General features: G+C 71.1%; 23 protein-coding genes and 1 pseudogene. 13 read left to right on the top strand and 11 right to left on the bottom strand.

Annotated elements, in window-relative coordinates:
* Position 1: 1 nt before the first annotated feature.
* Positions 2 to 364, bottom strand: a complete 363-nt coding sequence (locus tag NBW76_RS10625) for a 2Fe-2S iron-sulfur cluster-binding protein (RefSeq protein ID WP_250246797.1) — start codon at positions 362 to 364, stop codon at positions 2 to 4.
* 89 nt (positions 365 to 453) lie between these two features.
* Here NBW76_RS10625 and NBW76_RS10630 point away from each other — a divergent pair, with 89 nt between their 5' ends.
* On the top strand, positions 454 to 1,461 hold the full coding sequence (locus NBW76_RS10630; protein WP_055968289.1) for an AraC family transcriptional regulator: 1,008 nt from the start codon (positions 454 to 456) through the stop codon (positions 1,459 to 1,461).
* Positions 1,462 to 1,488: 27 nt separating this feature from the next.
* Here the strand turns inward: NBW76_RS10630 and NBW76_RS10635 are convergent, their stop codons facing one another.
* Complete coding sequence (locus NBW76_RS10635) at positions 1,489 to 2,157, bottom strand: TetR/AcrR family transcriptional regulator (RefSeq protein WP_055968287.1); 669 nt, start codon at positions 2,155 to 2,157, stop codon at positions 1,489 to 1,491.
* A 296-nt stretch (positions 2,158 to 2,453) separates the two neighbouring features.
* On the opposite strand from NBW76_RS10635, the pseudogene NBW76_RS10640 reads away from it, so the two are divergent.
* Positions 2,454 to 2,960: pseudogene (locus NBW76_RS10640) on the top strand (hypothetical protein); the annotation flags it as partial.
* A 525-nt stretch (positions 2,961 to 3,485) separates the two neighbouring features.
* Here NBW76_RS10640 and NBW76_RS10645 read toward each other — a convergent pair.
* Positions 3,486 to 4,289, bottom strand: a complete 804-nt coding sequence (locus tag NBW76_RS10645) for an alpha/beta fold hydrolase (RefSeq protein WP_056554683.1) — start codon at positions 4,287 to 4,289, stop codon at positions 3,486 to 3,488.
* 143 nt (positions 4,290 to 4,432) lie between these two features.
* Here NBW76_RS10645 and NBW76_RS10650 point away from each other — a divergent pair, with 143 nt between their 5' ends.
* Complete coding sequence (locus NBW76_RS10650) at positions 4,433 to 6,193, top strand: GNAT family N-acetyltransferase (protein WP_056554680.1); 1,761 nt, start codon at positions 4,433 to 4,435, stop codon at positions 6,191 to 6,193.
* Here NBW76_RS10650 and NBW76_RS10655 read toward each other — a convergent pair.
* Positions 6,177 to 7,130 carry a DMT family transporter gene (locus NBW76_RS10655; protein WP_055968279.1) on the bottom strand — a complete coding sequence of 318 codons (954 nt, stop codon included), beginning with the start codon at positions 7,128 to 7,130 and terminating at the stop codon, positions 6,177 to 6,179. The genes NBW76_RS10650 and NBW76_RS10655 overlap by 17 nt on opposite strands.
* Entirely contained in the window at positions 7,123 to 9,477 is a 2,355-nt protein-coding gene (locus NBW76_RS10660; protein WP_056554677.1) for an excinuclease ABC subunit UvrA, read from the bottom strand. Before NBW76_RS10660 ends, NBW76_RS10655 begins: the two co-directional genes overlap by 8 nt.
* A gap of 87 nt (positions 9,478 to 9,564) precedes the next feature.
* Here NBW76_RS10660 and NBW76_RS10665 point away from each other — a divergent pair, with 87 nt between their 5' ends.
* Genes NBW76_RS10665 through NBW76_RS10675 form a run of 3 tightly spaced genes read left to right on the top strand, consistent with a single transcriptional unit; the run spans position 9,565 to position 11,549 of the window.
* A complete protein-coding gene (locus tag NBW76_RS10665) occupies positions 9,565 to 9,993 on the top strand; it encodes a hypothetical protein (protein WP_056554675.1) in 429 nt (142 codons plus the stop codon).
* Entirely contained in the window at positions 9,990 to 11,153 is a 1,164-nt protein-coding gene (locus tag NBW76_RS10670; protein WP_055968273.1) for an MFS transporter, read from the top strand. Before NBW76_RS10665 ends, NBW76_RS10670 begins: the two co-directional genes overlap by 4 nt.
* Positions 11,154 to 11,162: 9 nt before the next feature.
* Positions 11,163 to 11,549 (top strand): low affinity iron permease family protein, encoded by a 387-nt coding sequence (locus tag NBW76_RS10675; protein WP_055968271.1) that lies wholly within the window; start codon positions 11,163 to 11,165, stop codon positions 11,547 to 11,549.
* A gap of 4 nt (positions 11,550 to 11,553) precedes the next feature.
* Here NBW76_RS10675 and NBW76_RS10680 read toward each other — a convergent pair whose 3' ends face one another.
* Positions 11,554 to 12,348, bottom strand: a complete 795-nt coding sequence (locus NBW76_RS10680; protein ID WP_056554669.1) for an alpha/beta fold hydrolase — start codon at positions 12,346 to 12,348, stop codon at positions 11,554 to 11,556.
* 45 nt (positions 12,349 to 12,393) lie between these two features.
* Positions 12,394 to 13,302 carry an alpha/beta hydrolase gene (locus NBW76_RS10685; protein WP_056554665.1) on the bottom strand — a complete coding sequence of 303 codons (909 nt, stop codon included), beginning with the start codon at positions 13,300 to 13,302 and terminating at the stop codon, positions 12,394 to 12,396.
* A gap of 55 nt (positions 13,303 to 13,357) precedes the next feature.
* Here NBW76_RS10685 and NBW76_RS10690 point away from each other — a divergent pair, with 55 nt between their 5' ends.
* The 6 genes from NBW76_RS10690 (at position 13,358) to NBW76_RS10715 (ending at position 19,148) form a co-directional block, all read left to right on the top strand.
* Positions 13,358 to 14,017 (top strand): MBL fold metallo-hydrolase, encoded by a 660-nt coding sequence (locus NBW76_RS10690; protein WP_055968265.1) that lies wholly within the window; start codon positions 13,358 to 13,360, stop codon positions 14,015 to 14,017.
* 25 nt (positions 14,018 to 14,042) lie between these two features.
* A complete protein-coding gene (locus NBW76_RS10695) occupies positions 14,043 to 14,972 on the top strand; it encodes a DMT family transporter (protein WP_056554938.1) in 930 nt (309 codons plus the stop codon).
* A gap of 45 nt (positions 14,973 to 15,017) precedes the next feature.
* Positions 15,018 to 16,553 carry a UDP-N-acetylglucosamine 1-carboxyvinyltransferase gene (locus tag NBW76_RS10700; RefSeq protein WP_056554661.1) on the top strand — a complete coding sequence of 512 codons (1,536 nt, stop codon included), beginning with the start codon at positions 15,018 to 15,020 and terminating at the stop codon, positions 16,551 to 16,553.
* A 44-nt stretch (positions 16,554 to 16,597) separates the two neighbouring features.
* Positions 16,598 to 17,374, top strand: coding sequence for a glycerophosphodiester phosphodiesterase (locus NBW76_RS10705; protein WP_055968618.1), 777 nt, complete (start codon positions 16,598 to 16,600; stop codon positions 17,372 to 17,374).
* Positions 17,371 to 18,711 (top strand): MFS transporter, encoded by a 1,341-nt coding sequence (locus tag NBW76_RS10710; RefSeq protein ID WP_055968261.1) that lies wholly within the window; start codon positions 17,371 to 17,373, stop codon positions 18,709 to 18,711. The genes NBW76_RS10705 and NBW76_RS10710 overlap by 4 nt, the downstream gene beginning before the upstream one ends.
* Before the next feature lie 62 nt (positions 18,712 to 18,773).
* Positions 18,774 to 19,148, top strand: coding sequence for an RNA polymerase-binding protein RbpA (locus NBW76_RS10715; protein WP_055968259.1), 375 nt, complete (start codon positions 18,774 to 18,776; stop codon positions 19,146 to 19,148).
* A 13-nt stretch (positions 19,149 to 19,161) separates the two neighbouring features.
* Here the strand turns inward: NBW76_RS10715 and NBW76_RS10720 are convergent, their stop codons facing one another.
* Genes NBW76_RS10720 through NBW76_RS10730 form a run of 3 tightly spaced genes read right to left on the bottom strand, consistent with a single transcriptional unit; the run spans position 19,162 to position 22,578 of the window.
* Positions 19,162 to 19,974, bottom strand: a complete 813-nt coding sequence (locus tag NBW76_RS10720; RefSeq protein ID WP_082481942.1) for a polyprenol monophosphomannose synthase — start codon at positions 19,972 to 19,974, stop codon at positions 19,162 to 19,164.
* A gap of 14 nt (positions 19,975 to 19,988) precedes the next feature.
* Entirely contained in the window at positions 19,989 to 21,488 is a 1,500-nt protein-coding gene (gene lnt / locus NBW76_RS10725; RefSeq protein ID WP_056554659.1) for an apolipoprotein N-acyltransferase, read from the bottom strand.
* 13 nt (positions 21,489 to 21,501) lie between these two features.
* Positions 21,502 to 22,578: a Xaa-Pro peptidase family protein gene (locus NBW76_RS10730; protein WP_056554656.1), complete on the bottom strand. Its 1,077-nt coding sequence runs from the start codon at positions 22,576 to 22,578 to the stop codon at positions 21,502 to 21,504.
* Positions 22,579 to 22,684: 106 nt separating this feature from the next.
* Here NBW76_RS10730 and NBW76_RS10735 point away from each other — a divergent pair, with 106 nt between their 5' ends.
* Positions 22,685 to 24,232: a M20/M25/M40 family metallo-hydrolase gene (locus NBW76_RS10735; RefSeq protein WP_056554653.1), complete on the top strand. Its 1,548-nt coding sequence runs from the start codon at positions 22,685 to 22,687 to the stop codon at positions 24,230 to 24,232.
* 414 nt (positions 24,233 to 24,646) lie between these two features.
* Here the strand turns inward: NBW76_RS10735 and NBW76_RS10740 are convergent, their stop codons facing one another.
* Positions 24,647 to 24,982, bottom strand: coding sequence for a hypothetical protein (locus NBW76_RS10740; RefSeq protein WP_156364792.1), 336 nt, complete (start codon positions 24,980 to 24,982; stop codon positions 24,647 to 24,649).
* Between the last annotated feature and the right edge of the window lie 19 nt (positions 24,983 to 25,001).

Consider the following 25,001-nt stretch of genomic DNA (forward strand, 5'->3'; position numbering starts at 1 on the left):
GTCACAGCTGAAATTCGGGCAGTTTGACGGTCAAGCCGTCCCACGAGGGGCAGACCGACATCTGGCACGCGAGCCGGGAAGTCGGCTGCCGCTCGGGGTTCATCGCGAGCATTGCTTCTTCTTCAGCTCCGGACAGGCCGACCTGCTCGGACCACTGGGGGTCGACGACCACGTGACAGGTCCCGCAGGCAGCCTCTCCGCCGCAGTCCCCGTCGATGCCCGGGATTGCCTCGTTGACCGCGACCTGCATCAACGACTGGCCCTCCTCCAGCGGGGCTTCGTACTTCTCGCCGTCGTGCGACACGAAGGTGACAACTGCCATGTGAGTCTCCTGAAGAACTGTCCCGGGCGTGATGAACTTCATAAGAGTGTTGCCGGGTCCGACAGCGGTGGCTATGGTCACCGAAGTCAATACCTTGTGATTTCGGCTCACGAAGAGACGAGAGGGTGAACATGGTCGAGCCGTGCGTGCCGCCGCTTGCATTCGTGCAGCTGCTCGCGGGCGAAGCGCTGGAGCCGGACGCCGTCGCGCGGTTTCGCCGCGTCATGGCTCGCGAGGGAGTCAGCGAGTCGACGATGGTCGAACGCGATGTCCAGGCGCCGCTGCGCTGGTTTCGAGAGGTGTATCCGGCACTTGACTCCGCCCAAGCCACCCATCTCGGACGTGCGTGCGCGGCGCAGGCTCAATTGACCACCTTCGGGCCACTGAGCCTGCCGTTGGTCAGTGCAGGCTCGGTCGCGGAGATCGTGGAGCTGCTGACCTACCTGCCGTTGATTTCGACCGCTCTCAGTCCTCAGCTGCATCACTCCGATCACGGTCTGACCGTCGGTTTCACCGGACATACCGGTGATCCGGACCTGGATCGGTTGGTGATCACTTATTGCGGATCGGCACTCGTGCGACTGCTGAAGCTGCTCGTCGGTGACATGTCGGCCGTCACGCTGCACCTGGCTTGGTCGGCGCCTGCAGACCTGGCCGGTCATCCGGATGTGCTGAGTGGCCAGCTGGCTTTCGATGCCCCGATCTCATTCCTCCGGGTACCTGCTGAGACCCTGAGCGAGGTTTGTCGGTTCTCCGATCCGATCGCCTACCGGCACGCGATCGCCGAGCTCGAGAAGGCTCTCGAGCTCCGGAATGGGCCTCTGTCGTTCTCACGGACCGTGAGGCTTCTGGTGGATGAGGGCGACGTCCTGAGAAGCAGCCGATCGGTCGCCGATGAGCTGTCGATGTCGGCCAGCACTTTCAAGCGGCGACTTGCCGGTGAGGGAACCACCTTCCGTGAGCTGCGCGAGACCTCCCTGCGAGAGCGGGCGGTACTGCGTCTGCTGGAGCGAACGGCGACGGTGAGCGAGATTGCCAGCGACCTTGGCTACAGCGACCTTGCCAACTTTTCGCACGCGTTCAAGCGATGGACCGGGAAGTCTCCGCGTCAGTTCCAGCGCGAGCAGGGAGTTCGGTGATACCCGGGCCCTGCCGGATATGTCTGGTCAGCGGACGGTGACGGTGGGGTCGACACGTCGGGGCGCGTCGGCGGGCTCCGATCGACGCAGTCCGAGGTACCGAAGTGCCACCTCGGAGATCTGCTGGCCCGTGGCCTCGGCATCCGCGCCCGGGAGGGCGAGGTGGCTGACGGCAAGTCGGACGAGGGCGTCGGTCGCGTTCTGGACGTCGACGACGTCAAGCTGAGGAAACTGCTGATGCATCCAAGCCGCCAGGGCATCGCTTGCGACGTCGAGCAGACGCCCTGAGGTCGTGATGAGGGGCAGCATGCCCTTGCGGGCGTCGAGAGCGCTGGTCTCCAGCGCCGGATCGCGGTGTGAGACGAGGACTGCCCGCAACAACGGGCTCCTCTCCGCCTCGGTCAAGGTGTACTGAACCGCCGCCTGGATGCCGCCCGCGGCGTCGGTCGGGTACGACGCCAGAAGATTCTTGATCCCCGCAAGGAAACGGTCGGCCTCGTGAAGGACCAGCGCTTCACCCAGCGCCTGCTTGTCGCCGAACTCCTTGTACAACATGGCGCGCGGGGCACCGATCAGGATCGCAATGTGTCCCACCCGGACCTTGTCCCAGCCCTTTGCCACGGTCTCGACGTACGCCGCCTCCAAAGCACGTCTCCGCAGATGGGCTCGGTACGACTCCCGAAGCGGCGTGGGCATGGACAAATCCTAGGCGATTGTTCATCCGTCGACAGTGACTCGAGCGGAAACTAGCGATGCATCGATGGTCATTCGAAGACACTGGTGTGTCCGAAAACCTAGCGCCGAAACTTTCGGCCCCTGAAACCTCGAACGGTTCTGGCGCGGGTTACCGACTCCCTTCGGTGCCGAACGCCGCAAAGGACCGATTACGGACTTGGGTGAGCGCCGCCCCGAGGCTGCGCTGTTGAACCCCGAGACGACCACCGAGCGCGGCGCCACGACCGACACCGGATAGGTACCCGGGCGGGCGGTGCCGGATTCAGTCGCGACGCGGTCACGACATTACGAGCGGCTTCCCCGACGTCGCGGACGCGGCGGCCGCGATGTTGCCGGCCGGCACGGTCCTGGACGGTGAACTCGTCGTGTGGGGTGATGGGGCGCTCGACTTCGGCGAGCTGCAGCGCCAGCTCGCCTCACGCGGCGCCACCCGTCGTGTCGGGTCTCGGCCGCCAGCGACGTTCATGGCGTTCGACGTCCTGCAGAGCGATGGCGTCGACCGGCGCGCGCACATCCTGCGCGATCGCCGGCACGTGCTCAAGGAGCTTTTGGCCGATGTGCGGCCGCCGATCCAGCTTGTGCCCCAGACCGCCGGCGTCGACGAGGCTCGCGACTGGCTCGAGCGGTACACCGCGGCGCAGGTCGGGATCGAGGGCCTGTGCGCCTGGCACGCACTGGCGTGCTGTTCCACCACATCGTCGGCACGTCATATGCGGGGCAAAGGTCGAAGACAGAACTGTCGAGAGTCGTTGGTTCAACCATAGCGGCGGGTTTGATGGGGGAGCGGCGGTCCCACGTCAAGCGCTATCTGGGTCGTGCGCCGTGTCGCCGCGTCCTCGGTCGTATCCTGCGACACCGCCTTCAAACCAAGCGTGCACAGCCAGGTGGACCAGGGTGAGTTGAATGTTCTCGCCGCGACGTAGGGATGCCTCGGCCGTCCGGACCAAGTAGTCCAGGACCGGATTGTCCGGATCTGGGAACGGGGGATCGGGCATGTGTGCGTCGGCTCGGGGATCGGACCACGCGCCGCGATCGGCGTTCTGGCGGGCGGTGTGCGCCGCGACGTCCAAGGCCAGCTGAGCGTCGGTGCGGAATGTTCTCGACATGCCGAGATCCTTGATCGAGATCAGCCGTCGACGCTCAGAGCGAATCGCACATGACAACTAGTTGGCAAAAGATGACAACCAACTTGGCAAAATGACACCTTTCCTGACAACTGACAGCACTGGGCGCCGTGAGGCGTGCCACGATCTCCACTACTTGACATAATGTGCATTATCGGAGCGTCGTCAGCGTGGGCGAGAGGGGCCTGTCGGGGCCACTGCGCCGACGTGGTCGGCGAGCTCGCTCGCCCACCGGCGCACGTCGTCCGGATCCTCCGCCACGACGCTGCGACAGTGCGGCAGGACGGCACCGAGCTCGTCGGCGGTCTCCAGCGGGTGCGCCGGGTCGGCCGTCCACGCCAGCACCAGTGTCGGGACGTCCAGCGTCGTCAGGGACGACCTGGACGGCAGGTCCGACGACGCCGCGCCGCGCAGCACCGTCGGGAGCAGGCTCGGTGGCACGTCGGGCAGGGTGTCGGGACGCCCGCGGGTCGCCGGAGGCTGCGGAGCGCCTGCGCCGGCGGCCATCCAGGCCGCCACGCCGCTGGACTCGACGAGCCGCGCCGCCCACTCGTACTCCGACGCCTTCGACGCGCGGGTCCGCCAGCCGGTCGGTGGGATCATCAGCGTGAGGGTCGCGAACCTGGCCGGGTCGCCGAGGGCGGCGTACAGGAGCGTCCCCGTGCCCATGGAGGCCCCGATTCCGTGCACCACTTCCCCACCGAACACGTGTTCGACGAGCAGGTGGAGGTCCTCGGCCAGGTGCGGCCAGCAGTAGTCGCCGATGCGGTCGCGGCCGGTGGACCGACCGTGCCCGCGGGCGTCGTAGCGAAGGAGTCGCACGCCCTCGAGCCCACCCGCGACGTCGAGCCCCAGGACCGCCTCGCGGCGCCGGCTCGACGTGAGGCCGTGCAGCGCCACCACCGCAGGCCCGTCCGCACCGGTCACGTCGAAGTCGAGCGTGGCCCCTGGTACCGCGAACGACGACACGGTGGCTGCTCCTCGTGCTCGGCTCCCCTGACGGCCCAGGCTACGACGACCGGGACGCTCCGAGCGCCTGCGCGACCCCACGTGTGACCGAGCCGACACGGCCCTGCCCTGACCGGTGGCTCGAGCGGCCTAGAGTGAGCCGCATGCGGCTGACCCATGTGGCCCACCTCCGGCTGCCGTTCGGTCGCATCGTGGGCTACGACCTCGACGTCGGACCCGTCGGCGAGCAGCTGCCGATCTCGTTCGACCAGGCTCGCCACGTGGGCCTGGGCGACCGCGCCGGGTCGTGGATGGCGATCACCTTCCGCCCGCCCGACGTGGACCGCGACACGCTGGCCGCGGCCTGGCTGTCGGTGGTCCGGCGCCACGGCACGCTTCGCTCGGTCTTCTCCCCCGCCACCTCCGACGAGCCCGACGCGGGTCCCACGCTGCACGAGGTCGAGCTGGGGCCCGGGCGGTGGCGGGAGCACGCGGTGGGTCCCGGCACTCGGCTCAGCGACGCGATCCGCGGGGTGCTCGACGAGCACTGCACGCCGTTCTCGTCGCCCTCGCACCGGCTGTGCGTGGTCGAGTCGCATGACCGGCCCACCGTCGTGGTCGCCGCGGACCACGCACACGTCGACATGTGGTCGTTGCTGGTCGTCGTGCGGGACCTGCAGCGCGCGCTCGCCGGAACCCTCGACGACGCGGCTCCGGCGCGACCGTTCGCCGACCACACCGCCGCGCTCGTCGAGCGTGAGCGCGCACCGCAGTCGGTGCGCGAGCGATGGAACGAGGTCATCGAGGCGTGCGGCGACACCATGCCGCGCTTCCCGCTCCCGCTGGGCGACGTGGAGCGACCGGTTCCCGAGCGGGTCGAGCTGCGCGACGTGCTCGACGTCGACGCCCTCGCCTGGCTGTCGCGAGGGGCGCGCGCCCGTACCGTGTCGACGCTCGCGCTCGTGACCTCGGCCCTGACCCAGGTCACCCGCGACCTGGCCGACGCTCCCCTGCGCGCCGTGTTCCCGGTCCACAGCCGGTACGAGGACACGTGGCACGACTCGGTCGGGTGGTTCATCACCAACGCCGTCCTCGACTCCCCCGACGCCGACCCCGTGGCGTGCGCCGCGGCCGTGAAGGAGGCCATCGGACTCGGTTCGTGGCCGCTCGAGGACGTGTTCGCGCCTTGGGGCGGCATGCCGCAGTCGCCGGGGATGTTCGCGATCTCGTGGCTGGACCTGCGGCGGCTGCCGGTGCACGTCGACCACGTGGGGCTCGAGGCCCAGTACGTGAGCGCGGCCGGGCGCACCGACGGCGTCATGGTCTGGTTCGTGCTCGACGAGGCGGGGATGCACCTGCGGTGCCGCTACCCCGACACCGAGCAGGCGCGGGCGAGCGTCGGAGGGTGGCTGGACGAGGTCGTCGACGAGATCCGCCGCGCTGCGCGCGACGCCGGGGCGACGCTGGAGGTCGACGGTGCGCTGCTCCAGGTGGGACGGGCCGAGCGGCACGACGTGCCGGCGATCCTCGCGCTGCTCGCGGACGACCCGATCGGCGCGACACGCGAGCTGGCCGACGCGACCGCCTACGAGGACGCCTACGACGCCCTGGTGCGCGATCCGTCCCAGCTGCTCGTGGTCGTGCGCGACGGCGACACGGTGGCGGCCACCGCGCAGCTGACCGTCATCCCCGGGCTGTCACGGGGCGGCGCCACACGGCTGCAGATCGAGGCCGTGCGGGTGGCGTCAGCGTGGCGCGGCCGAGGGCTCGGTGGTGCCCTGCTGGAGTGGGCGCACGAGCACGGACGTGCCCGCGGTGCCGTGCTGAGCCAGCTGACGACCGACACGTCGCGCGTCGACGCCCGCCGGTTCTACGAGCGCCTCGGATACGAGGCGAGCCACCTGGGGCTCAAGCGTCCGCTCTGAGACCGGACCGGCCCCGGGTGGGGCGTGACGGGTCGGTGCGTGCCGTGGCGAGCACCGCGAGGCCGCACGCCAGCACGACGAGGCCGAGGCCCGCGACGGCGCCGACCCGCTCCCCCAGCACGACGACACCCAGCACCGTGGCGCAGAGCGGCTCGGCGAGCGTCAGCGTGGCGACGTCGGCGGCGGGCAGGCGTGCCAGCCCCCAGCCGAACAGCAGGTACGCGACCGCGGTGGTGACCACGCCGAGCCACAGCACCAGCAGGAGCCCGGGCCCGCTCCAGAGCCATGGACCGGCCAGCAGCACGAGGGCGGGGAGGCTGACGACGCCGGCCGTGCCGAACAGGACCCCCATGGTCCGGCCCGACGACCAGCCGCGGCCGAGCAGCTCCTTCGCCGCGAGCGTGTACAGCGCGTAGGAGGCGCCGGCTCCGACGGACCACCCCACCGCGGAGCCCGCGACCGCCGACCCCGACGCGAGGCCCGACACCAGCACCACGCCCACGATGCCGAGGGTCGTCGCCACGCCCCACCGGACGCCGGGCACGCGACGGCGCAGCACCGCCTCGAGCGCGCCCGTCACGACCGGTGCGGACCCGAGCGCCACGACGGTGCCCACGGCGACGCCGTTGCGGGCCGTGCCCTCGAAGAACGTGGGCTGGTAGGCCACGACTCCTCCGGCGCCGACGGCGACGACCACCCAGGCGGGCATCCTCGCGCCGGCGGGAGACGGTGGAGCGACGCCGGTCGCCCGGCCCCGGGACAGCCACGTCGCTCCCAGGGCCAGGAGGGTGCCGCCCAGGGCGATGCGGGCCAGCCCCACGGCGACGGGCGACCCGGCCACGTCAGCCAGCTCCTGCGCGGTCCCGGTGGTCGCGAAGCACAGCGCGGCGAGGACGATCGCGCCGACGGCCCGCCCTCGGGGTGCGCCGTCAGGCATCGACGTAGCCGGCCAGGTGCTCCCCGGTGAGACCGGCGCGGGCGGCGACCAGCTCGGCCGGGGTTCCCTCGAAGACCACGCGGCCGCCCTCGTGGCCCGCGCCCGGACCGAGGTCGATGATCCAGTCGGCGTGGGCCATCACGGCCTGGTGGTGCTCGATCACGACGACCGAGCGACCGTCGTCGACGAGCCGGTCGAGCAGCCCGAGCAGGTTCTCGACGTCGGCGAGGTGCAGGCCGGTGGTGGGCTCGTCGAGCACGTACACCTCGCCGGCGTCCGACATCTGCGCGGCCAGCTTCAGCCGCTGGCGCTCACCGCCGGAGAGGGTGGAGAGCGGCTGCCCGAGCGTCAGGTAGCCCAGGCCCACGTCGACGAGGCGCGCGAGGATCTTCTGGGCAGCGGGGACGCGCCCCTCCCCCTCGGCGAAGAACGCCTCCGCCTCGATGATCGACATCTCGTGCACCTCGGCGATGTCCTTGCCCCCGAGGGTGTGCTCGAGCACCTCCGCGCGGAACCGACGGCCGCCGCACTCCTCGCACGGCGACTCGACGGTCGCCATGACGCCCAGCTCGGTGATGATCACGCCGGCGCCGTTGCACGTGGGGCAGCCGCCCTCGGAGTTGGAGCTGAACAGCGCCGGCTTCACCCCGTTGGCCTTGGCGAACGCCTTGCGGATCGGCTCGAGCAGGCCCGTGTAGGTGGCGGGGTTGCTGCGTCGGGACCCCTTGATGGCGCCCTGGTCGATGACGACGACCCCGTCACGCCCGGTGATCGAGCCGTGCACGAGCGAGCTCTTGCCCGAGCCGGCCACGCCGGTCACCGCGCAGAGCACGCCCAGTGGCACGTCGACGTCGACGCCCTGCAGGTTGTGGGTGTCGGCGCCGCGGATCTCCAGGTGGCCGGAGGGCCGGCGGACGGTGTCCTTGACCCGGGTGCGGTCGTCGAGGTGGTGACCCGTCACGGTGTCGCTGGCCCGCAGTCCGGCGACGTCGCCCTCGAAGCAGATGGTCCCTCCGCCGGAGCCGGCTCCGGGTCCGAGGTCGACGACGTGGTCGGCGATGGCGATCGTCTCGGGCTTGTGCTCGACGACGAGCACGGTGTTGCCCTTGTCGCGCAGCTGCACGAGCAGCCGGTTCATCCGCTCGATGTCGTGGGGGTGCAGGCCGATGGTGGGCTCGTCGAAGACGTAGGTGACGTCGGTCAGCGACGACCCGAGGTGCCGGATCATCTTGGTCCGCTGCGCCTCGCCGCCCGACAGCGTCCCGGCGGGGCGCTCCAGGGAGAGGTAGCCCAGGCCGATGTCGGTGAAGGAGTCGAGCAGGTGCTGCAGGCCCTTGAGCAGCGGTGCGACCGACGGCTCGTCGAGCTCGCGCAGCCACTCGGCCAGGTCGCTGACCTGCATGGAGCAGAGGTCGGCGATGTTCCTGCCCCGGATGCGGGACGAGAGCGCCTCGGGCGTGAGGCGGGTGCCGTCGCAGTCGGGGCAGGTCGTGAACGTGACCGCACGCTCCACGAACCGACGCACGTGCGGCTGCATGGCCTCGAGGTCCTTGCTCAGCATCGACTTCTTGACCTTGGTCAGGACGCCCTCGTAGGTGAGGTTCACCCCGTCGACCTTGATCTTGGTGGGCTCGCCGTGCAGGAGCGTCTGCAGCTGGTCCTGGGTGAACTCCCCCACGGGCGTGTCCATCGGCAGGCCGGCGCCGGCGAAGATGCGGCCGTACCAGCCGTCCATGCTGTAGCCCGGGACGAGCAGCGCGCCGTCGGCGAGGGTCTTGCCGGCGTCGTAGATGGCCGTGAGGTCGAAGTCGTTGACCGACCCCATCCCCTCGCAGCGTGGGCACATGCCGCCGAGGTAGACCTCCTTGCGCGCCACGCGCTTCTCGACCCGGCCGCCCTTCTCGGTCTGCATGACGCCGCTGGCGGTGCGGGTGGGCACGTTGAACGCGAAGGCGGTCGGCGGGCCGACGAAGGGGTCGCCGAGGCGGCTGAACAGGATCCGCAGCATCGCGTTGGCGTCGGTGGCGGTGCCGACGGTGGATCGCGGGTTGGCGCCCATGCGTTCCTGGTCGACGATGATCGCCGTCGTGAGCCCCTCGAGGTGGTCCACCTCGGGCCGCGCGAGCGACGGCATGAAGCCCTGCAGGAACGCGCTGTAGGTCTCGTTGATGAGGCGCTGGGACTCCGCGGCGATCGTGCCGAACACGAGCGAGCTCTTGCCCGAGCCCGACACCCCCGTGAACACGGTGAGCCGACGCTTGGGCAGGTCGACGCTCACGTCCTGGAGGTTGTTCTCGCGGGCGCCCTGCACGCGGATGACGTCATGGGTGTCGGCGGTGTGGGCCATGGGCCCAGGCTAGCGATCCGCGGGACCGCCGGTTGCCGTCCGCGCCCAGCATCGGAGCCGTGGCGAGCCACCTGGCATCCTCGTGCGGTGAGCACTCCCCACCGTGTGGTCCAGCACGTCGCCCGCGTGCTGCTCGGCGCCTTCCTCGTCCTCGCCGGGGTGGCGCACGTCGTGGCGCGCGAGGAGTTCCGTGCGCAGGTTCCGTCGTGGTTCCCGGTCGACGAGGACCTCACCGTGCTCGCGTCGGGTGCGGTGGAGCTGGTCCTCGGTCTGGCGGTGCTGCTGGCACCGGCGGCACGGCGGGCGCTCGTCGGGCTGCTCGTCGCGACCCTGTTCGTCCTGGTCTTCCCGGGCAACGTCGCGCAGTACGTGGAGGGGGTCGACGCGTTCGGCCTCGACACGGACCGCGCGCGGCTCGTCCGCCTTCTCTTCCAGCCGCTGCTCGTGCTCTGGGCGCTGTGGTCCTGCGGAGCGTGGCCCCGCGCGGCGCGACCCCGCCCGGGGCGCGACACGTGACGCCCGCCGTCCGAGCGGCGCGCAACGCCGTCGCCGTCGTCTTCGCCCTCAACGGGTTCATGTTCGCCAGCTGGATGGCGCGGCTCCCCGCGGTCCGTGACGCGCTCGGGCTGTCCCCTGCCCAGCTCGGCCTGCTCCTGCTCGCGATCTCCGCCGGGTCGCTGACCGGCCTCCCGCTCGCCGGAGCCCTGTGCGACCGGTTCGGCGCCGCCCGCGTGGTCGCCGTGTCCGCGGTCGTCGTCGCCCTGGCGCAGACCGCCGCGGCCGCCGGAGCGGAGTCGGGCGTCGCGCTCGCCGCCGCGGTGCCGATGGCCTTCATGGGCTTCGGCATCGGTGCGTGGGACGTGGCGATGAACTTGCACGGCGCTCGTGTCGAGCAGCACATGGGCCGTACGGTGATGCCCCGCTTCCACGCAGGCTTCAGCCTCGGCACCGTGGTCGGTGCGGGGCTGGGCGCCGGTGCCGCGGCGCTGGACCTCGACCTGCGCGTCCATCTCGCGGCCACCAGCACGATCGGTCTCGTGGGCGCGCTCGCGGCGGTCCGGGCGTTCCTGCCCGGCCACGAGGACCACGGCGAGGATCCGCAGGGCGCACGGTCCGCGTCGGCCTGGACGGAGCCGCGCACGCTGCTCATCGGCCTGATGGTGCTGGCTCTCGCCTTCACCGAGGGCACGGCCAACGACTGGTTGGCGGTGGCCCTGGTCGACGGCTACGACGTGCCGGACTGGGCCGGTGCTCTCGGCTTCGGCGCCTTCGTCACGGCGATGACGCTGGGCCGGGTCGTGGGCCCGGCGCTGCTCGACCGCCACGGTCGGGTGACGGTGCTCTGGTCGACGATGGGACTGGCCTTCGTCGGCGTGCTGCTCACCGTGCTGGCGCCCGTCCCCGAGCTCGCGGTCGTCGGCATCCTGCTCTGGGGCCTGGGCGCCTCGCTGGGGTTCCCCGTCGGCATGAGCGCCGCCGCCGACGACCCACGCCGCGCCGCGGCCCGGGTCAGCGTGGTCTCCACGATCGGGTACACCGCCTTCCTGGCCGGCCCGCCCCTGGTCGGCTTCGTCGGCGAGCACTCCGGCACGCTCCAGGCGCTGCTCGTGGTGGCCGCCCTGCTGGTCCCGTCCGCGCTCGTCGTTCCTGCTGCGCGGGAGCGCCGCACGCCCTAGCGTGCCGTCATGGGTACTGAGGAGGCCGCCCGCGGCGGCGACGACCGGTCCGTCTTCGACCGCTTCGTGGAGTCGGCGGAGTCGGTGGTCACCCGGGCTCCGTTCTTCCTGGTGTGCGCCGGCATCGTGGTGGCGTGGGCGGTCAGCCTGCCGCTCTGGGCCGACCTGAAGGCGTGGCAGGTCGCGATCCACACCGTCGCGAGCGTCCAGTCGCTGTTCCTGCTCGCCCTGCTGGAGAACGCCGGGCGGCGGGCCGAGGAGGCGTCGCAGGAGAAGCTCAACGTGATCGCCGAGGCGCTGGCCGACCTGATGGAGTCACGGGCGCGCGACGACGAACGGCTGGGCGAGTCGGTGCAGCGCCTGCGCGACGCGGTCGGTCTCGAGGACCGGCACTGACGGCTCAGGCCAGGAGGAAGGTCCGTAGCGCCGAGGCGAAGGCGTCCGGCTTCTCCGAGTGGACCCAGTGGCCGGCGCCCTTCACGGTCACGAGGCGGGTGCGGGGGAACAGGGTGCGCATGTGGTGGGCGTCGTCGTCGCCGACGTAGTCCGACCGCTCCCCCGCGAGCCAGAGGACGGGCCTGTCGAAGGTCCCGTCGATCTCGGGGAAGCCGCCGATGACCGGCAGGTCCCGGCGCAGGAGGGCGAGGTTCGCCATCCAGCGAAACCCTCCGCCCTCGCTCGGGGGGATCGATCGCAGGTTCTGCAGGAGGAACCCGCGCACCGTGTCGTTGTCGATCCGCTCGCGCAGCTGCTCGTCGGCGTCGCCGCGCCGCGCGAGCGTGTCGAGGTCGAGCGAGGCCAGGCTGTCCAGCAGGTGCTCGAACTCCCCGGCGCCGTCGCTCGGAGCAGGGGCGATGTCCACCACGACGAGTCGGTCCACGAGGTCCGGGTGACGCAGGGCCAGCACCATGGCGACCTTGCCGCCCATGGAGTGCCCCACGACGTGGGTGCGACCCCCCGACGCCCACCGCTCGCTCAGGAACGCCGCCACCTGGTCGGCCACGTCCACGTAGTCGACGGAGTCGGTCCACGCGGAGTGGCCGTGGTTGGGCAGGTCGACGAGGAGCGAGCGCAGCTCGGGCTGCAGCGCCTTGGCGGCCTGCGTGAAGTTGCGGCCCTGGCCGAAGAGTCCGTGCAGGAAGACGACCCGCTCCCCCGTGTCGCCGACCTCGCGGGCGTAGATGGCGTCGGTCACGGACCCAGGGTAGATCGGCGGTGAGGACCGTCCGCACGTGCCGTCCTAGACGAGTGCCCGTGCGATCGCGTCGGCCATGAGGTCCATCCAGCGACGCGCCTGGCGCAGGTCCGCCGGGTCGAGGAAGTAGTGGTCCTGACCGGGGACGACGTGGTGCTCCACCGGGATGCCCACGTCGGCGAGACGCCGCGCGTAGGCGTCCCCCTCAGCCCGCAGCGCGTCGTGCTCGGCGGTGACGACGAGCGCCGGTGGCAGCCCGTGCAGGTCGTCGGCGAGCAGGGGTGACGCGTACGGCTCGCTGCGGCGTGAGGCGTCCTTGAAGTACGTCGCGCGGACGAGCCGGACCGTCCGTTCGCTGATCATCGGTCGCGGGACCGTGGCGGGCTTGTGGGTGGTCGAGACGTCGAGCGACGGCACGCCGAGCAGCTGCAGACGCGCCGGCTGGTGCCCCTGGTCCCGGGCCTGCAGGCAGACCGACGCGGCGAGGTTCCCGCCTGCACTGAAGCCGCCGACCACCAGGCGGCGTCCGTCGAGGCCCTGCGTCCCGGCGTTCTGGGCGACCCACTCGACCACGTCGTGCGCCTGGTGGTGCGCCACCGGGTACCGGTGTCTCGGCGCCACGTCGTAGTCCACGTTCACCACGGCCGCACCGGTCGTGGCGACGACGTGCCGGGCGAAGAAGTCGTCCATCGCCGCGTGCCGCATGAGGAAGGCCCCACCGTGGAGGTGCACGTAGACGCCTGGCGCCGAGGGGGCGTCCACGGAGCGCGCCGCGTGCCGGCCCGCCGTGGGTCGGTAGACGTAGCAGCGGACGGTCCCGTGCCGGGTCGGCACCCGCCAGGTCTCGGGGTCCTCGACGTCGGCGCCGGAGATCTGCAGGGCGTCGCCGTAGCGCACCGTCAGCGGTGCGGTGAGGTTCATCAGGAGCGCCGTGGCGTCCGCGTACCAGCCCATGTGTGCCATTCGACACCGCGCTGCGTCCGGATCGGCGCAGGTGCATCATGGGCGTGTGAGGATCACGAGACTCGGACACGCCGCCCTCCTGCTCGAGACGTCGGGGGCGAGGGTGCTCGTCGATCCGGGCGCGTTCAGCCTCGACGCCGCCTTCGAGCTGAGCGACCTGGACGCCGTGGTCGTCACCCACCAGCACCCGGACCACCTGCACCCGGCGCGCGCCGCCGAGGTCGTGGCCGCCAGCCCGGGGGCGGTCTTCCTGGCCGATCCCGAGACGGCCGAGCAGCAGGGCGGACCGTGGCGCGCGCACGCCGACGGCGTGGTCACGCAGGTCGGCGACATCACCCTCACCGGCGTCGGTGCCCGGCACGCCACGATCCTGCCCTCGATCCCGGTGGTCGCGAACGTCGGCGTGCTCGTGGAGGGCCCGAGCAGCGACGGCGGGACGACCACGCTCTTCCACCCCGGCGACTCCTACGAGTCGACCCCGGCCGGTGTCGACCTGCTGGCGCTGCCCCTCAGCGCCCCCTGGGCGAGGATCAGCGACACGGTGGCCTTCCTGTCCGGCGTCGCGCCGCGCGGCTTCCTGCCCATCCACGACGCGACCATCGCCGACGTCGCCTACGACCTGTACTGGAACCACGCCGTGAACCACGGCGGGGTCGACGCCGAGCAGGCGCACCGCCTCGCCCCCGGCGACACCCTCGACGCCTGAGGTGGAACGCCCCCTCCTGCGGGCCATGACGGTCCCGCTGATGCTGCTGGTCGGTGCGCTCGTCACGCTGCAGTCGCGTGTCAACGGCTCGCTCGCCGGCCAGCTCGGTGACGGTCTGCGGGCCGGCGCCCTGGCCGCGGTCGTGAGCTTCGGCAGTGGTTTCCTCCTGCTCACGCTGGTGGTCCTGTCGCACCCGCGCCGACGGGCCGGGCTGCTGCGGGTGCGCGACGCCCTGCGGCTCCGCAGGCTGCGGCCGGTCGAGCTGCTCGGCGGCCTCGGCGGGGCCTTCTTCGTGGCGAGCCAAGGCATCGCCGTCGGCATCATCGGGGTGGCTCTGTTCATCGTGGCGTTCACGGCCGGTCAGTCGGTGGCGTCGCTCGTGGTCGACCACGTGGGGCTCGGACCGGGCGGCCGGCAGGCCGCGTCCCGACCGCGGGCGATCGCCGCCCTGTTCGCCGTCGCCGCGGTCACGGTCAAGGTGCTCGGCGACCTCGACGGCACCGAGCTCGGGCTCTCCCTGCTGCTGGCGTCCCTGGCGCTGGTGGCCGGGTGCCTGCAGGCGGTGCAGCAGGCGCTGAACGGTCGGGTCTCGGCGATCGGCGGTCCTCTCGCGACGACGTGGAACAACTTCGTCGTCGGCACGGCCGCTCTCCTGGTGCTGCTCGTGGTGAGCCTGGCCCTCCCCGGCCGGATCGACGGCTTCCCCACGCAGTGGTGGTACTACGTCGGCGGCGTCCTCGGGGTCGGCTTCATCGCGATCTCCGCCGTGGCCGTGCAGATCCACGGTGTCCTCGTGCTGGGGCTGTGCTCGATCGCCGGCCAGGTCGTCGCGGCGGAGGTCGTCGAGGTGGTCGATCCCGACGTCGCGGTGTCCCCTCTGGGCCTGCTCGGCGGGGTCCTGGCCGTGCTCGGCGTGGTCGTGGCGCTCGTCGCACGTCGGCCCCCGCGGACGTGACCTGACCGTCGTTGTCTTATCTCACAACTGAGATAGTGTGGTCAGGTGACTTCACGAGACGACTACCTCGCCCGCATCGGCACCCTCATCCGCGACGCGCGTCAGCACAGCGGTCTCACGCAGACCGAGCTGGCCACGCAGCTGCGCACCAGCCAGAGCGCGGTCAACCGGATCGAGAAGGGCCAGCAGAACCTGACCCTCGAGATGATCGCGCGCATCGGCACGGCGCTCGACTCCGAGATCGTCAGCGTCGGCACGTCCGGCCCGAGCCACCTGCGGGTCAAGGGCGGCACGCGGCTCTCGGGCTCGATCGACGTCAAGTCCAGCAAGAACGCCGGTGTGGCGCTGCTCTGCGCGTCCCTGCTCAACGAGGGAACGACGATCCTGCGCAAGGTCGCGCGGATCGAGGAGGTCAACCGGCTCCTGGAGGTGCTGTCCTCCATCGGCGTGCGCACCCGCTGGCTGGGTGACGACGGCGACCTCGAGCTGGTCGTCCCGGCCGAGCTGGACCTCGCCGCGATGGACGAGGCCGCGGCCCGGCGCACCCGCAGCATCATCATGTTCCTCGGTCCGCTCATGCACCGCGTGGAGCAGTTCGAGCTGCCCTACGCCGGCGGCTGCGACCTCGGCACGCGCACCGTCGAGCCCCACATGACGGCACTGCGCCCGTTCGGGCTCAAGGTCGTGGCCACCGAGGGCAGCTACCACGTCGACGCCGCCCGCGGCGTCGGGCCGGATCGGCCGATCGTGCTCACCGAGCGCGGCGACACCGTCACCGAGAACGCGCTGCTGGCCGCCGCCCGCTTCGACGGCGTGACCGTGATCCGCAACGCGAGCCCCAACTACATGGTCCAGGACCTCTGCTTCTTCCTCGAGAAGCTCGGCGTGGGCATCGAGGGCATCGGCACGACGACCCTGCGGGTCACCGGCAAGCCGAAGATCAACACCGACGTCGACTACGCGCCGAGCGAGGACCCGATCGAGGCGATGAGCCTCATCGCCGCCGCGATCGTCACGCAGTCCAGCATCACCGTGCGCCGCGTCCCGATCGAGTTCATGGAGATCGAGCTCGCCCTCCTGGAGGAGATGGGACTGCACTACGACCGCAGCGAGGAGTACCCGGCCGAGAACGGCCAGACCAGGCTCGTCGACATCACCACGCACCCCTCGTCGTTGCGGGCACCGATCGACAAGGTGCACCCGATGCCGTTCCCGGGCCTCAACATCGACAACCTGCCGTTCTTCGCGGTCATCGCCGCCACGGCCGAGGGTCAGACCCTGCTGCACGACTGGGTCTACGAGAACCGGGCGATCTACCTGACCGAGCTCAACAAGCTGGGCGCGCGGGTCAAGCTGCTCGACCCGCACCGGGTCCTGGTCGACGGACCGACGCACTGGAGCGGGACCGAGATCGTGTGCCCGCCGGCGCTGCGCCCGGCCGTCGTCATCCTGCTGGCCATGCTCGCCGCCAAGGGCACCTCCGTGCTGCGCAGCGTGTACGTCATCAACCGTGGCTACGAGGACCTGGCCGAGCGGCTGAACGCCCTCGGTGCGCAGATCGAGACCTTCCGCGACATCTGACGACGAGGGCGTCCCGCGGACCCTGCGGGCGCTAGCGTGAGGTGGTGTCCAGCCACCCGTACCTCGACGCGCCCCTCCCCCTGGCCCTGGCCCACCGCGGTGGCGCCCTGCTGCCGGTGAACGGGGGCCTGGAGAACACGTTGGCAGCGTTCACGAACGCGGTGGCGCTCGGGTTCCGCTACCTCGAGACCGACGTGCACGCCTCGCGGGACGGCGTCGTCTACGCGTTCCACGACGAGCACCTGGGTCGCCTGACCGGGGTCGACACGCCCCTGGCCGACCTGACGGCCGAGGAGGTCGACGCCGTGCGGGTGGTCGGCAAGGAACCGGTGCCGCGCCTGGCGACGTTGCTGGAGGCCTTCCCGCACGCGCGGTTCAACATCGACGTGAAGTCCGACGCCGCCGTCGTCCCGACGGTCGAGGTCATCCGTGCTGCCGGGGCGCAGGAGCGGGTCTGCCTCGCCTCGTTCTCCGGCCGTCGCCTGGCTCACCTCCGCCGGATCTGCCCCGAGGCCGCCCGCTCGGCCGGGCCGCTGGAGGTCGCGGCGCTGCGGCTGGGTCCCGTCGCGGCGATCCGCCGGTACGCCGCCCGGCGCGGTGTCCACTGCCTGCAGGTGCCGGTGCGCAGGGGCCCCGTGACGGTCGTGACGCCACGATTCGTCCGCCACGCGCACGCGACCGGCCTGCAGGTGCACGTGTGGACCGTCGATGACCCCGACGAGATGCGATGGTTGCTCGACATCGGCGTCGACGGCATCGTCACCGACCGTCCCGACGTCCTGCGCGACGTGCTGACCGAACGAGGAGCCTGGCCACGATGAGCACCGGACGTACGAGTCACGCTGACGGCGGCGGGGCGGTCGCCCGCAGCACCAGCCGGGGCCAGGTCCTGGCCTGGTCCTTCTGGGACTGGGGCTCGGCCGCGTTCAACGCCGTGATCGTCACGTTCGTGTTCTCGGTCTACCTCACCGACGGCGTCGGCAAGGACCTGCCCGGACCGGTCTCGGCCAGCACGTGGCTGGCGTGGTCGATCGCGGCCGGCTCCCTCGTGATCGCCGTCCTCGCCCCCGTCCTGGGCCAGCGGTCCGACGCGGGCGGGCGGCGCAAGCGCTCCCTGGCCCTGCTCACGGGCGCCGTCGTCGTCCTGATGGCCCTCATGTTCTTCGTGAAGGACGACTACCACTACCTGTGGCTCGGCCTGCTCCTGATCTCGCTGGGCATCGTGCTGTTCGAGCTGGCCCAGGTCCCCTACTTCGCCATGCTCCGCCAGGTGTCCACGCCCGAGACGGTCGGCCGGGTGTCCGGGCTCGGCTGGGGCTTCGGCTACCTGGGCGGCATCGTGCTGCTGATCATCGTGTTCGTCGGGCTGATCAGCGGCGACGGTGGCCTCCTCGGCGTGACCACCGACGACGGGCTCAACATCCGGCTCGTGGCGATCGTGTCCGCCGTCTGGTTCCTCGTGTTCGCGCTGCCCGTGCTGCTGTTCGTCCCCGAGCTCCCGGCCGAGGCGAGCCCGCTGCCCCGCACCGGCTTCGTCGACTCGTACCGCGTGCTGTTCGCCGAGGTGCGGACCATGTGGCGCGACGACCGCGAGACCCTCAAGTTCCTCATCGCCAGCGCCCTCTACCGCGACGGTCTGGCCGGGGTGTTCACCTTCGGTGCGGTCATCGCCGTGTCCGTGTACGGCTTCACCGACGAGACCGTGATCCCGTTCGGCATCGTGGCCAACGTGGCCGCGGCGGGCGGTGCGATCCTGGCCGGTCGTTTCGACGACCGTGGAGGGCCGCGTCGCGTGGTGGTGTTCTCGCTCGTGTCGATGATGGTCGTGGGCACGGTGCTGCTGTTCGTCGAGGGCAGCACGGGATTCTGGATCTTCGGGCTGCTGCTGTGCCTGTTCGTCGGTCCGGCCCAGTCGGCGTCCCGCACCTACCTGGTGCGCCTCACGGCGGTCGGCAAGGAGGGCCAGAACTTCGGCCTCTACGCCATGACGGGGCGTGCCGCGTCGTTCCTCTCCCCCGCCCTCTTCGGGCTCTTCGCCTTCATCGGCGGTGACGACCGGTGGGGCATCGTCGGCATCCTCGTGGTCCTCGCCGCCGGGCTCGCGGCCCTCTTCCTGGTCGCTCCCCAGGTCCGCGACCGCGCACTCGAGGTGCGGTGACGACGTACTCAGGGGAATCTCAAGGGGGTGCCCTACGTTGGTACCGATGAGAGGAGTGACCCATGGCTGAACGAGCACTGCGCGGGGCCCGGCTGGGTGCCCAGAGCTTCGAGGACGAGCGCGGGGTCGAGATGGCCCCTCGTCAGGAGATCGAGTACGTCTGCGACGACGGACACACCTTCACGGTGACCATGTCGGTCGAGGCCGAGGTCCCCTACGAGTGGGAGGACCCGAAGACCGGCCGCATCGGCAAGCAGGCCGACGTCGCGGAGCCGGCGAAGAAGGAGGAGAAGGCGGCGCGTACCCACTGGGACATGCTGCTGGAGCGACGCTCGGAGTCCGAGCTCGAGGAGATCCTCACCGAGCGCCTGGAGCTGTTGCGCTCCGGCGAGATCGGCCCGCCGCACCTGCACCGTCGCAAGCGCAAGACGGCCTGACGGCCCGTCGGGCTTAGCCCGACCCGTCCGAGCCCGCCCCGAGACCCCGGTCCTGCACCGGGGTCTCGTGCTGTCCGGGTCCGGCGTCACCGGGGCGGGGCAGCGCGGCCCGGGCGAGCGGTCCCACCCGCAGCCGGCGGGGCACCCGGCGCGCGAGGCCCCAGAGGGTCACGCGCCACAGCGCCTCGCGCACGATCGCCGAGCTCATCTTGGACCGCCCGAGAGCGCGCTCGACGAAGGTGACCGGCACCTCCACGATCCGCAGTCCTGACGCGTGGACCCGGCGCGTCATGTCGATCTGGAAGCAGTACCCCTGCGAGGCGACGCCCGCGAAGGCGATCCGGCGCAGCGTGTCGGCCCGGAAGGCACGGAAGCCGGCGGTGGTGTCGTGCACGGGCAGGCCGAGCGCGAGGCGGGCGTACATCGTGCCGCCCCGCGAGATCATCCGTCGGTGCCACGGCCAGTTGACCACCGAGCCCCCCGGGACCCAGCGCGAGCCGATGACGAGGTCGGCCGACGCGACGGCGGCCAGGAGGTCGGGCAGCTCCTCGGGCAGGTGGGAGCCGTCGGCGTCCATCTCCACCAGGACGTCGTAGCCGCGGTCCAGGCCCCAGGCGAAGCCGGCCCGGTAGGCGGCTCCGAGCCCGTCCTTGCCCGTGCGGTGGAGCACGTGGACGGCGGGGTCGCGCAGCGCTCGCTCGTCGGCGAGCCGGCCGGTGCCGTCGGGCGAGGCGTCGTCGACCACGAGGACGTCGGCGTCGGGGACGCAGCTGCGGAGCCGCTCGAGGGTGCCGGGCAGGCTCTCCGCCTCGTCGTAGGTCGGCATGATCACCAGGACGGTCACGACGACGTCCTCCGGACCGCGCGACGGCGGTGCAGGATGCCGAGGACCCAGCCCAGCAGACCGATCGACACCAGCGCCACGGCGGGCCAGCGGCCCGCGGCGGTGGCCGGGGTCGTCCCGGTGGCCGTGCCGACGTCGGCGACCAGCGTGGCGGGCTCCTCGGTGGGCGCCTGCTGGACCACGCGCCCGTCGGCGTCGACGATGCCGCTGATGCCGTTCGTCGACGGCACGACGACCCAGCGGCCGGTCTCGATCGCGCGGAGCCGCGAGATCTTGAACTGCTGCGCGGGCTGCGACGTGCCGGTGAAGCTGGCGTTGCTGGTCTGGACCACGAGCATCTCGGCCCCGCCGCGCACCGCGTCCTCGACGATGCCGTCGTAGGCGATGTCCCAGCAGATGGTGTCGCCGACGACGACGGACCCGGCCTGCAGGTCGCCCGCCCGGTCCCCCGGCAGCATGTCGCGCGGGATGTCGCGGTCGAAGCGCGGGACCAGCCCACCCAGCTCGCGACGGAACGGCACGTACTCGCCGTACGGCACGAGCCTGCGCTTCACGTAGACCTCGCCGGGGCCGTCGCCGTTCCAGACCACACCGGCGTTGTAGGCGGTGTCGTTCGTGGGGCCGTCGAGGATGGCGCCCACGAGGATCGGCGCACCGATCCGTTGCACCAGGGACTCGATGCGGGCGGCAAGCGCCTCGTCGGCGAAGGGGTCGACGTCGAGCGCGTTCTCCGGCCAGATGACGAGGTCCGGTGCCTGGGTCCGCCCGGACTCCACGGCCGTCGCCAACCTGCTCGTCTCGGCGAGGTGCAGCTCGCCGATCTCGCCGCGGGGCCAGGTCAGGAAGGCGCCCGGCGTGTTGCCCTGGATCGCGGCGACGCGCCGCTCCGGACCCGGGTCCGCGAGCCCCGTGGGCAGGAACAGCCCGCCCAGGATGACGGCGACGACGACGGCGACGGCCGCGGTCCGACGCAGGACGCCGGAACCGGCCAGCACGACCAGCATCGCCGCGAGCACGAACAGCAGGGCGGACGTGCCGGGCATCCCGACGAGGCGCGCGTACGGGGCGAGCGGGGTGTCGATGGACGTGTGGGCCAGGCGTCCCCACGGGAACCCGGAGAACGGGAAGCCGCCGCGCACCTGCTCGCCCAGCACCCAGGCGGCGGCGCCCCACACGGGCCACCAGGGCAGCCGCAGCGCCGCGCGGAGCGGCAGGGCGATGACGGCCAGCAGCACGGTCTGGGCGACCACGAGCGCGACGTAGGCCCCGCTGCTGACCGCGTTCATCCACCAGATGAGCGGCGCCATGAAGGCGAGTCCGTAGACCGCGCCCGTGGTCATGACCGCGACCACGCGAGCCTCCGCCTGGCGGCGCAGCACCCAGACGAGCAGGGCCACGCCGACGACCATCGTGTACGGCACGGACCACGGGTCGAAGGCTGCCGCGCTGAGCAGTCCGGAGACGGCCGCCAGCACGGCGGCCAGGTACCACCTCATCGGGGTGACCGTCTCACAGGACCGTGAGCGCGCGCGGTGCGTGGTTGAGGACCTCGAGGCCGTCGTCGGTGCAGACCGCGATGTCCTCGATGCGGGCGCCGAAGCGCCCCTCGAGGTACACGCCGGGCTCGATGGAGAACGCCATGCCGGGCTCCAGCACGAGGTCGTTGCCCTCCACGATGTAGGGCTCCTCGTGCGTCTCGGTGCCGATGCCGTGCCCGGTGCGGTGGATGAACAGGTCGCCGAGGCCGGCGTCGACGAGTACCTGGCGGCCCACGGCGTCGACGGACTCCGCGGTGACACCCGGTCGTGCGTGCTCGCGCTGTACGCGCTGGGCCTCCTCCAGCACGGCGTACGCCTCGAGGTACTCCGCCGGGGCGCTGCCGCCGGCGAGGTAGTTGCGGGTCGAGTCCGAGCAGTAGCCGGCCGCCGTCGTGCCGCCGATGTCGACGACCACGGGGTCACCCAGCTCGATCGTGCGGTCGGAGACCTCGTGGTGGGGCGACGCACCGTTGGGGCCGGAGCCGACGATGACGAAGTCGACCTGCGCGTGCCCCTCGTCGACGATCGCGCGGGCGATGTCGGCGCCGACCTCGCGCTCGGTGCGTCCCGGACGGAGCCACTCCCCCATGCGGGCGTGCACGCGGTCGATGGCGGCGCCCGCGTCGCGCAGTGCCGCGATCTCGTCGGTGTCCTTGCGCATGCGCAGCTGGGTGAGCAGGGGGCCGGCGAGGCTGACCCGGGCGAACCGGTCCTGCAGGGCCAGGACGCGCTCGGCCCACATCTGGTTGTCGACCGCCACGGTGGCGTCGGAGGGCAGGAGCGAGGCGACGAGGGCGTAGGGGTCGTCGGTCTCGCCCCAGGTGGCGATCTCCACGTCGACCCCGGCGGCCTCGGCGGCCGCCCGCTCGAGCGCGGGCACCACGAGGGTCGCGGGCCCGTCGGCGGGCACCACCAGGCAGGTCAGACGCTCGAGCGGCTTGGCGTGGTAGCCGGTCAGGTAGCGCAGGTCGGCGCCGGGCGTGACGAGCACGGCTCCGACGGACTGGGCACGAGCGAGCTCTTGGGCGCGGATCCAGCGAGAAGTCACCCGGCGAGCCTACGTCGTGGGCCAACGCAGGACCTTCGACAGGTGCCACGACGGCCATCGTCACCTAGGGTGAGGCGTACATCACATCGAAGGATCGGGGGGTCCCATGCGCAAGATCGTCGCTGCCACCGCAGCCGTCGTCCTGTCCGCCGGGCTCGTCTCCGCGTCACCGGCAATCGCCGGCGGCTCGAAGGGCGAGGTCGATACCACCAAGCTGACCAAGGCGGTGCAGGTCAACGGGGTGCTCCAGCACCTGCGCCAGCTGCAGACCATCGCCAACCGCAACGGCGGCAACCGCGCGTCCGGACTGCCCGGCTACGACGCGTCGTCGGCCTACGTCGCCAAGACGCTGCGTGCGGCGGGCTACACCGTGCGCAAGCAGACGTTCACCTTCCCGTTCTTCGCCGAGAACAGCCCGGCCACGCTGACCCAGCTCACGCCGGGTGAGAAGACGCTCGAGACGGCCGTGTTCACGTACTCCGGGTCGGGCTCGGTCACCGGCACGGTCGTGCCGACGAAGGACGTCGTCATCCCGGCCACGCCCGCGCCGAGCAGCACCTCCGGGTGCGAGGCGTCGGACTTCGAGGCAGCCCCCGCGGATCCCGCGATCGCGCTGGTCCAGCGCGGCACCTGCGACTTCGGCGTCAAGGCGGCCAACGCGAAGGCCGCCGGCTACGACGCCGTGATCATCTTCAACGAGGGCAACCCCGAGCGCACCGAGCTCGCCGTGGGCACGCTCGGCACCCCGATCGACGTCCCGGTCGTGGGCCTGTCCTACGACGACGCCGTCGCCCTCGTCCAGGACGCACGCTCCGGCGGCGCCACGGCGAGGGTCACGACGGACACGGTGACCGACCTCGAGCGTGAGACGCACAACCTGATCGCCGACTGGCCGAAGCGCACGAAGAACGACGACCAGGTCGTCGTGGTCGGTGCCCACCTGGACTCAGTCCCGGAGGGCGCGGGCATCAACGACAACGGCACCGGCACCGCGGCGATCCTCGAGATCGCCGAGCAGATGGCCAGGACCGGCTACACCAAGAAGGCACAGCGCCCCGTCCGCTTCGCCTTCTGGGGTGCCGAGGAGCTGGGCCTGCTCGGCTCGCAGCACTACGTCGACACGCTGTCCGACGCGAACCGGTCGAAGATCTACGCGAACCTGAACTTCGACATGCTGGGCTCGCCCAACTTCGTCCGGCTGGTCTACGACGGGGACGGGTCCGCGTTCGGCGCTGCCGGTCCCGCCGGGTCGGGCCAGATCGAGAAGGTCTTCACCGACTACTTCGACGGCTCGGGCCTCGAGACCGATCCCACCGCGTTCGACGGCCGGTCCGACTACGGACCGTTCATCCAGTACGGCATCCCGGCAGGCGGCCTGTTCAGCGGTGCCGACGACGTCAAGACGCCCGAGCAGGCTGCGATCTACGGTGGGACGGCGGGCGAGACGCTCGACCAGAACTACCACTCGGCCGCCGACGACATCACCAACATCAACACGACAGTGCTCGGCCAGCTGAGCGACGGTGCGGCGCACGCGACGGCGACGTTGGCGCTGTCGAAGAAGGGTCTTTACGGCGACGCCGCGCGGGCCAAGGTCCGCACGAGCGCCAAGAAGGCTCCGGCCGTCACCCAGGGGCCGCAGGCCCAGCGTTGACGACGCGGCGGTCGTAATCGCCGCGTGTCGGAACACCTTTGCCCTTTCGGCCCCGCCGAAAGGGCAAAGGTGTTCCGAGACCTGGAGTAGGAGGATTCACGTGAGCGAATTCCTGCGCCCCGTGACCGTCACCTCGGTACCGCCAAGGTCGATGTCTGGGGCTGCTCTCGAAGCTCGGCATCGATGATTGGTCGACGTAGTTCACAGTGGCGATCAAGCTTGAGTCTCTGGGTCTATGGATTCCTCGTAGCCTGGGCCGGCGAGTCTGCGGACCTGCCGTTCGAATGGCCTCGACATCGAAGAGGGTTGACTTGACGGACCACGTCGAACCACTCTCACTCACGGGCACGTCGCGCTGCGGCGTGACGTCGGCTGTCGAGGTTTAGGCCATTTGTCGTTCCGCTGAGTGCGCGGCTACAGCTTGGAAGGGCGCGGCACGCTCAGTTGATGACCTGCCTTTACGCGCGGCTCTAGACGCGCCAGCGCTGCTCTCGCGGCTTCCGCAATCTTGTCCGAGGATTCAGTATTGGACTTCGATAGCGCTTTTGCCATGCCTTCTTCCAGTGCCTTCACTACCCCCGTTGGCATCTCAGCGTCCATCCCGCCCAAGTCGATTTTGGGTGGGACTGAGAGCTCCGGATCGTCCCACGATTCCAGATTTCGAAGACCCGCTACGGCGGCATTCAGAAGAACGGGCTCTTTGAGCGCGAAGTCCGCAATGAGATGGATAGTCGCGACCTGCTCACCCACGCCAACAGGATGGGGACGG

Source organism: Aeromicrobium sp. Leaf245 (genome assembly GCF_942548115.1).
Classification (GTDB): domain Bacteria; phylum Actinomycetota; class Actinomycetes; order Propionibacteriales; family Nocardioidaceae; genus Aeromicrobium.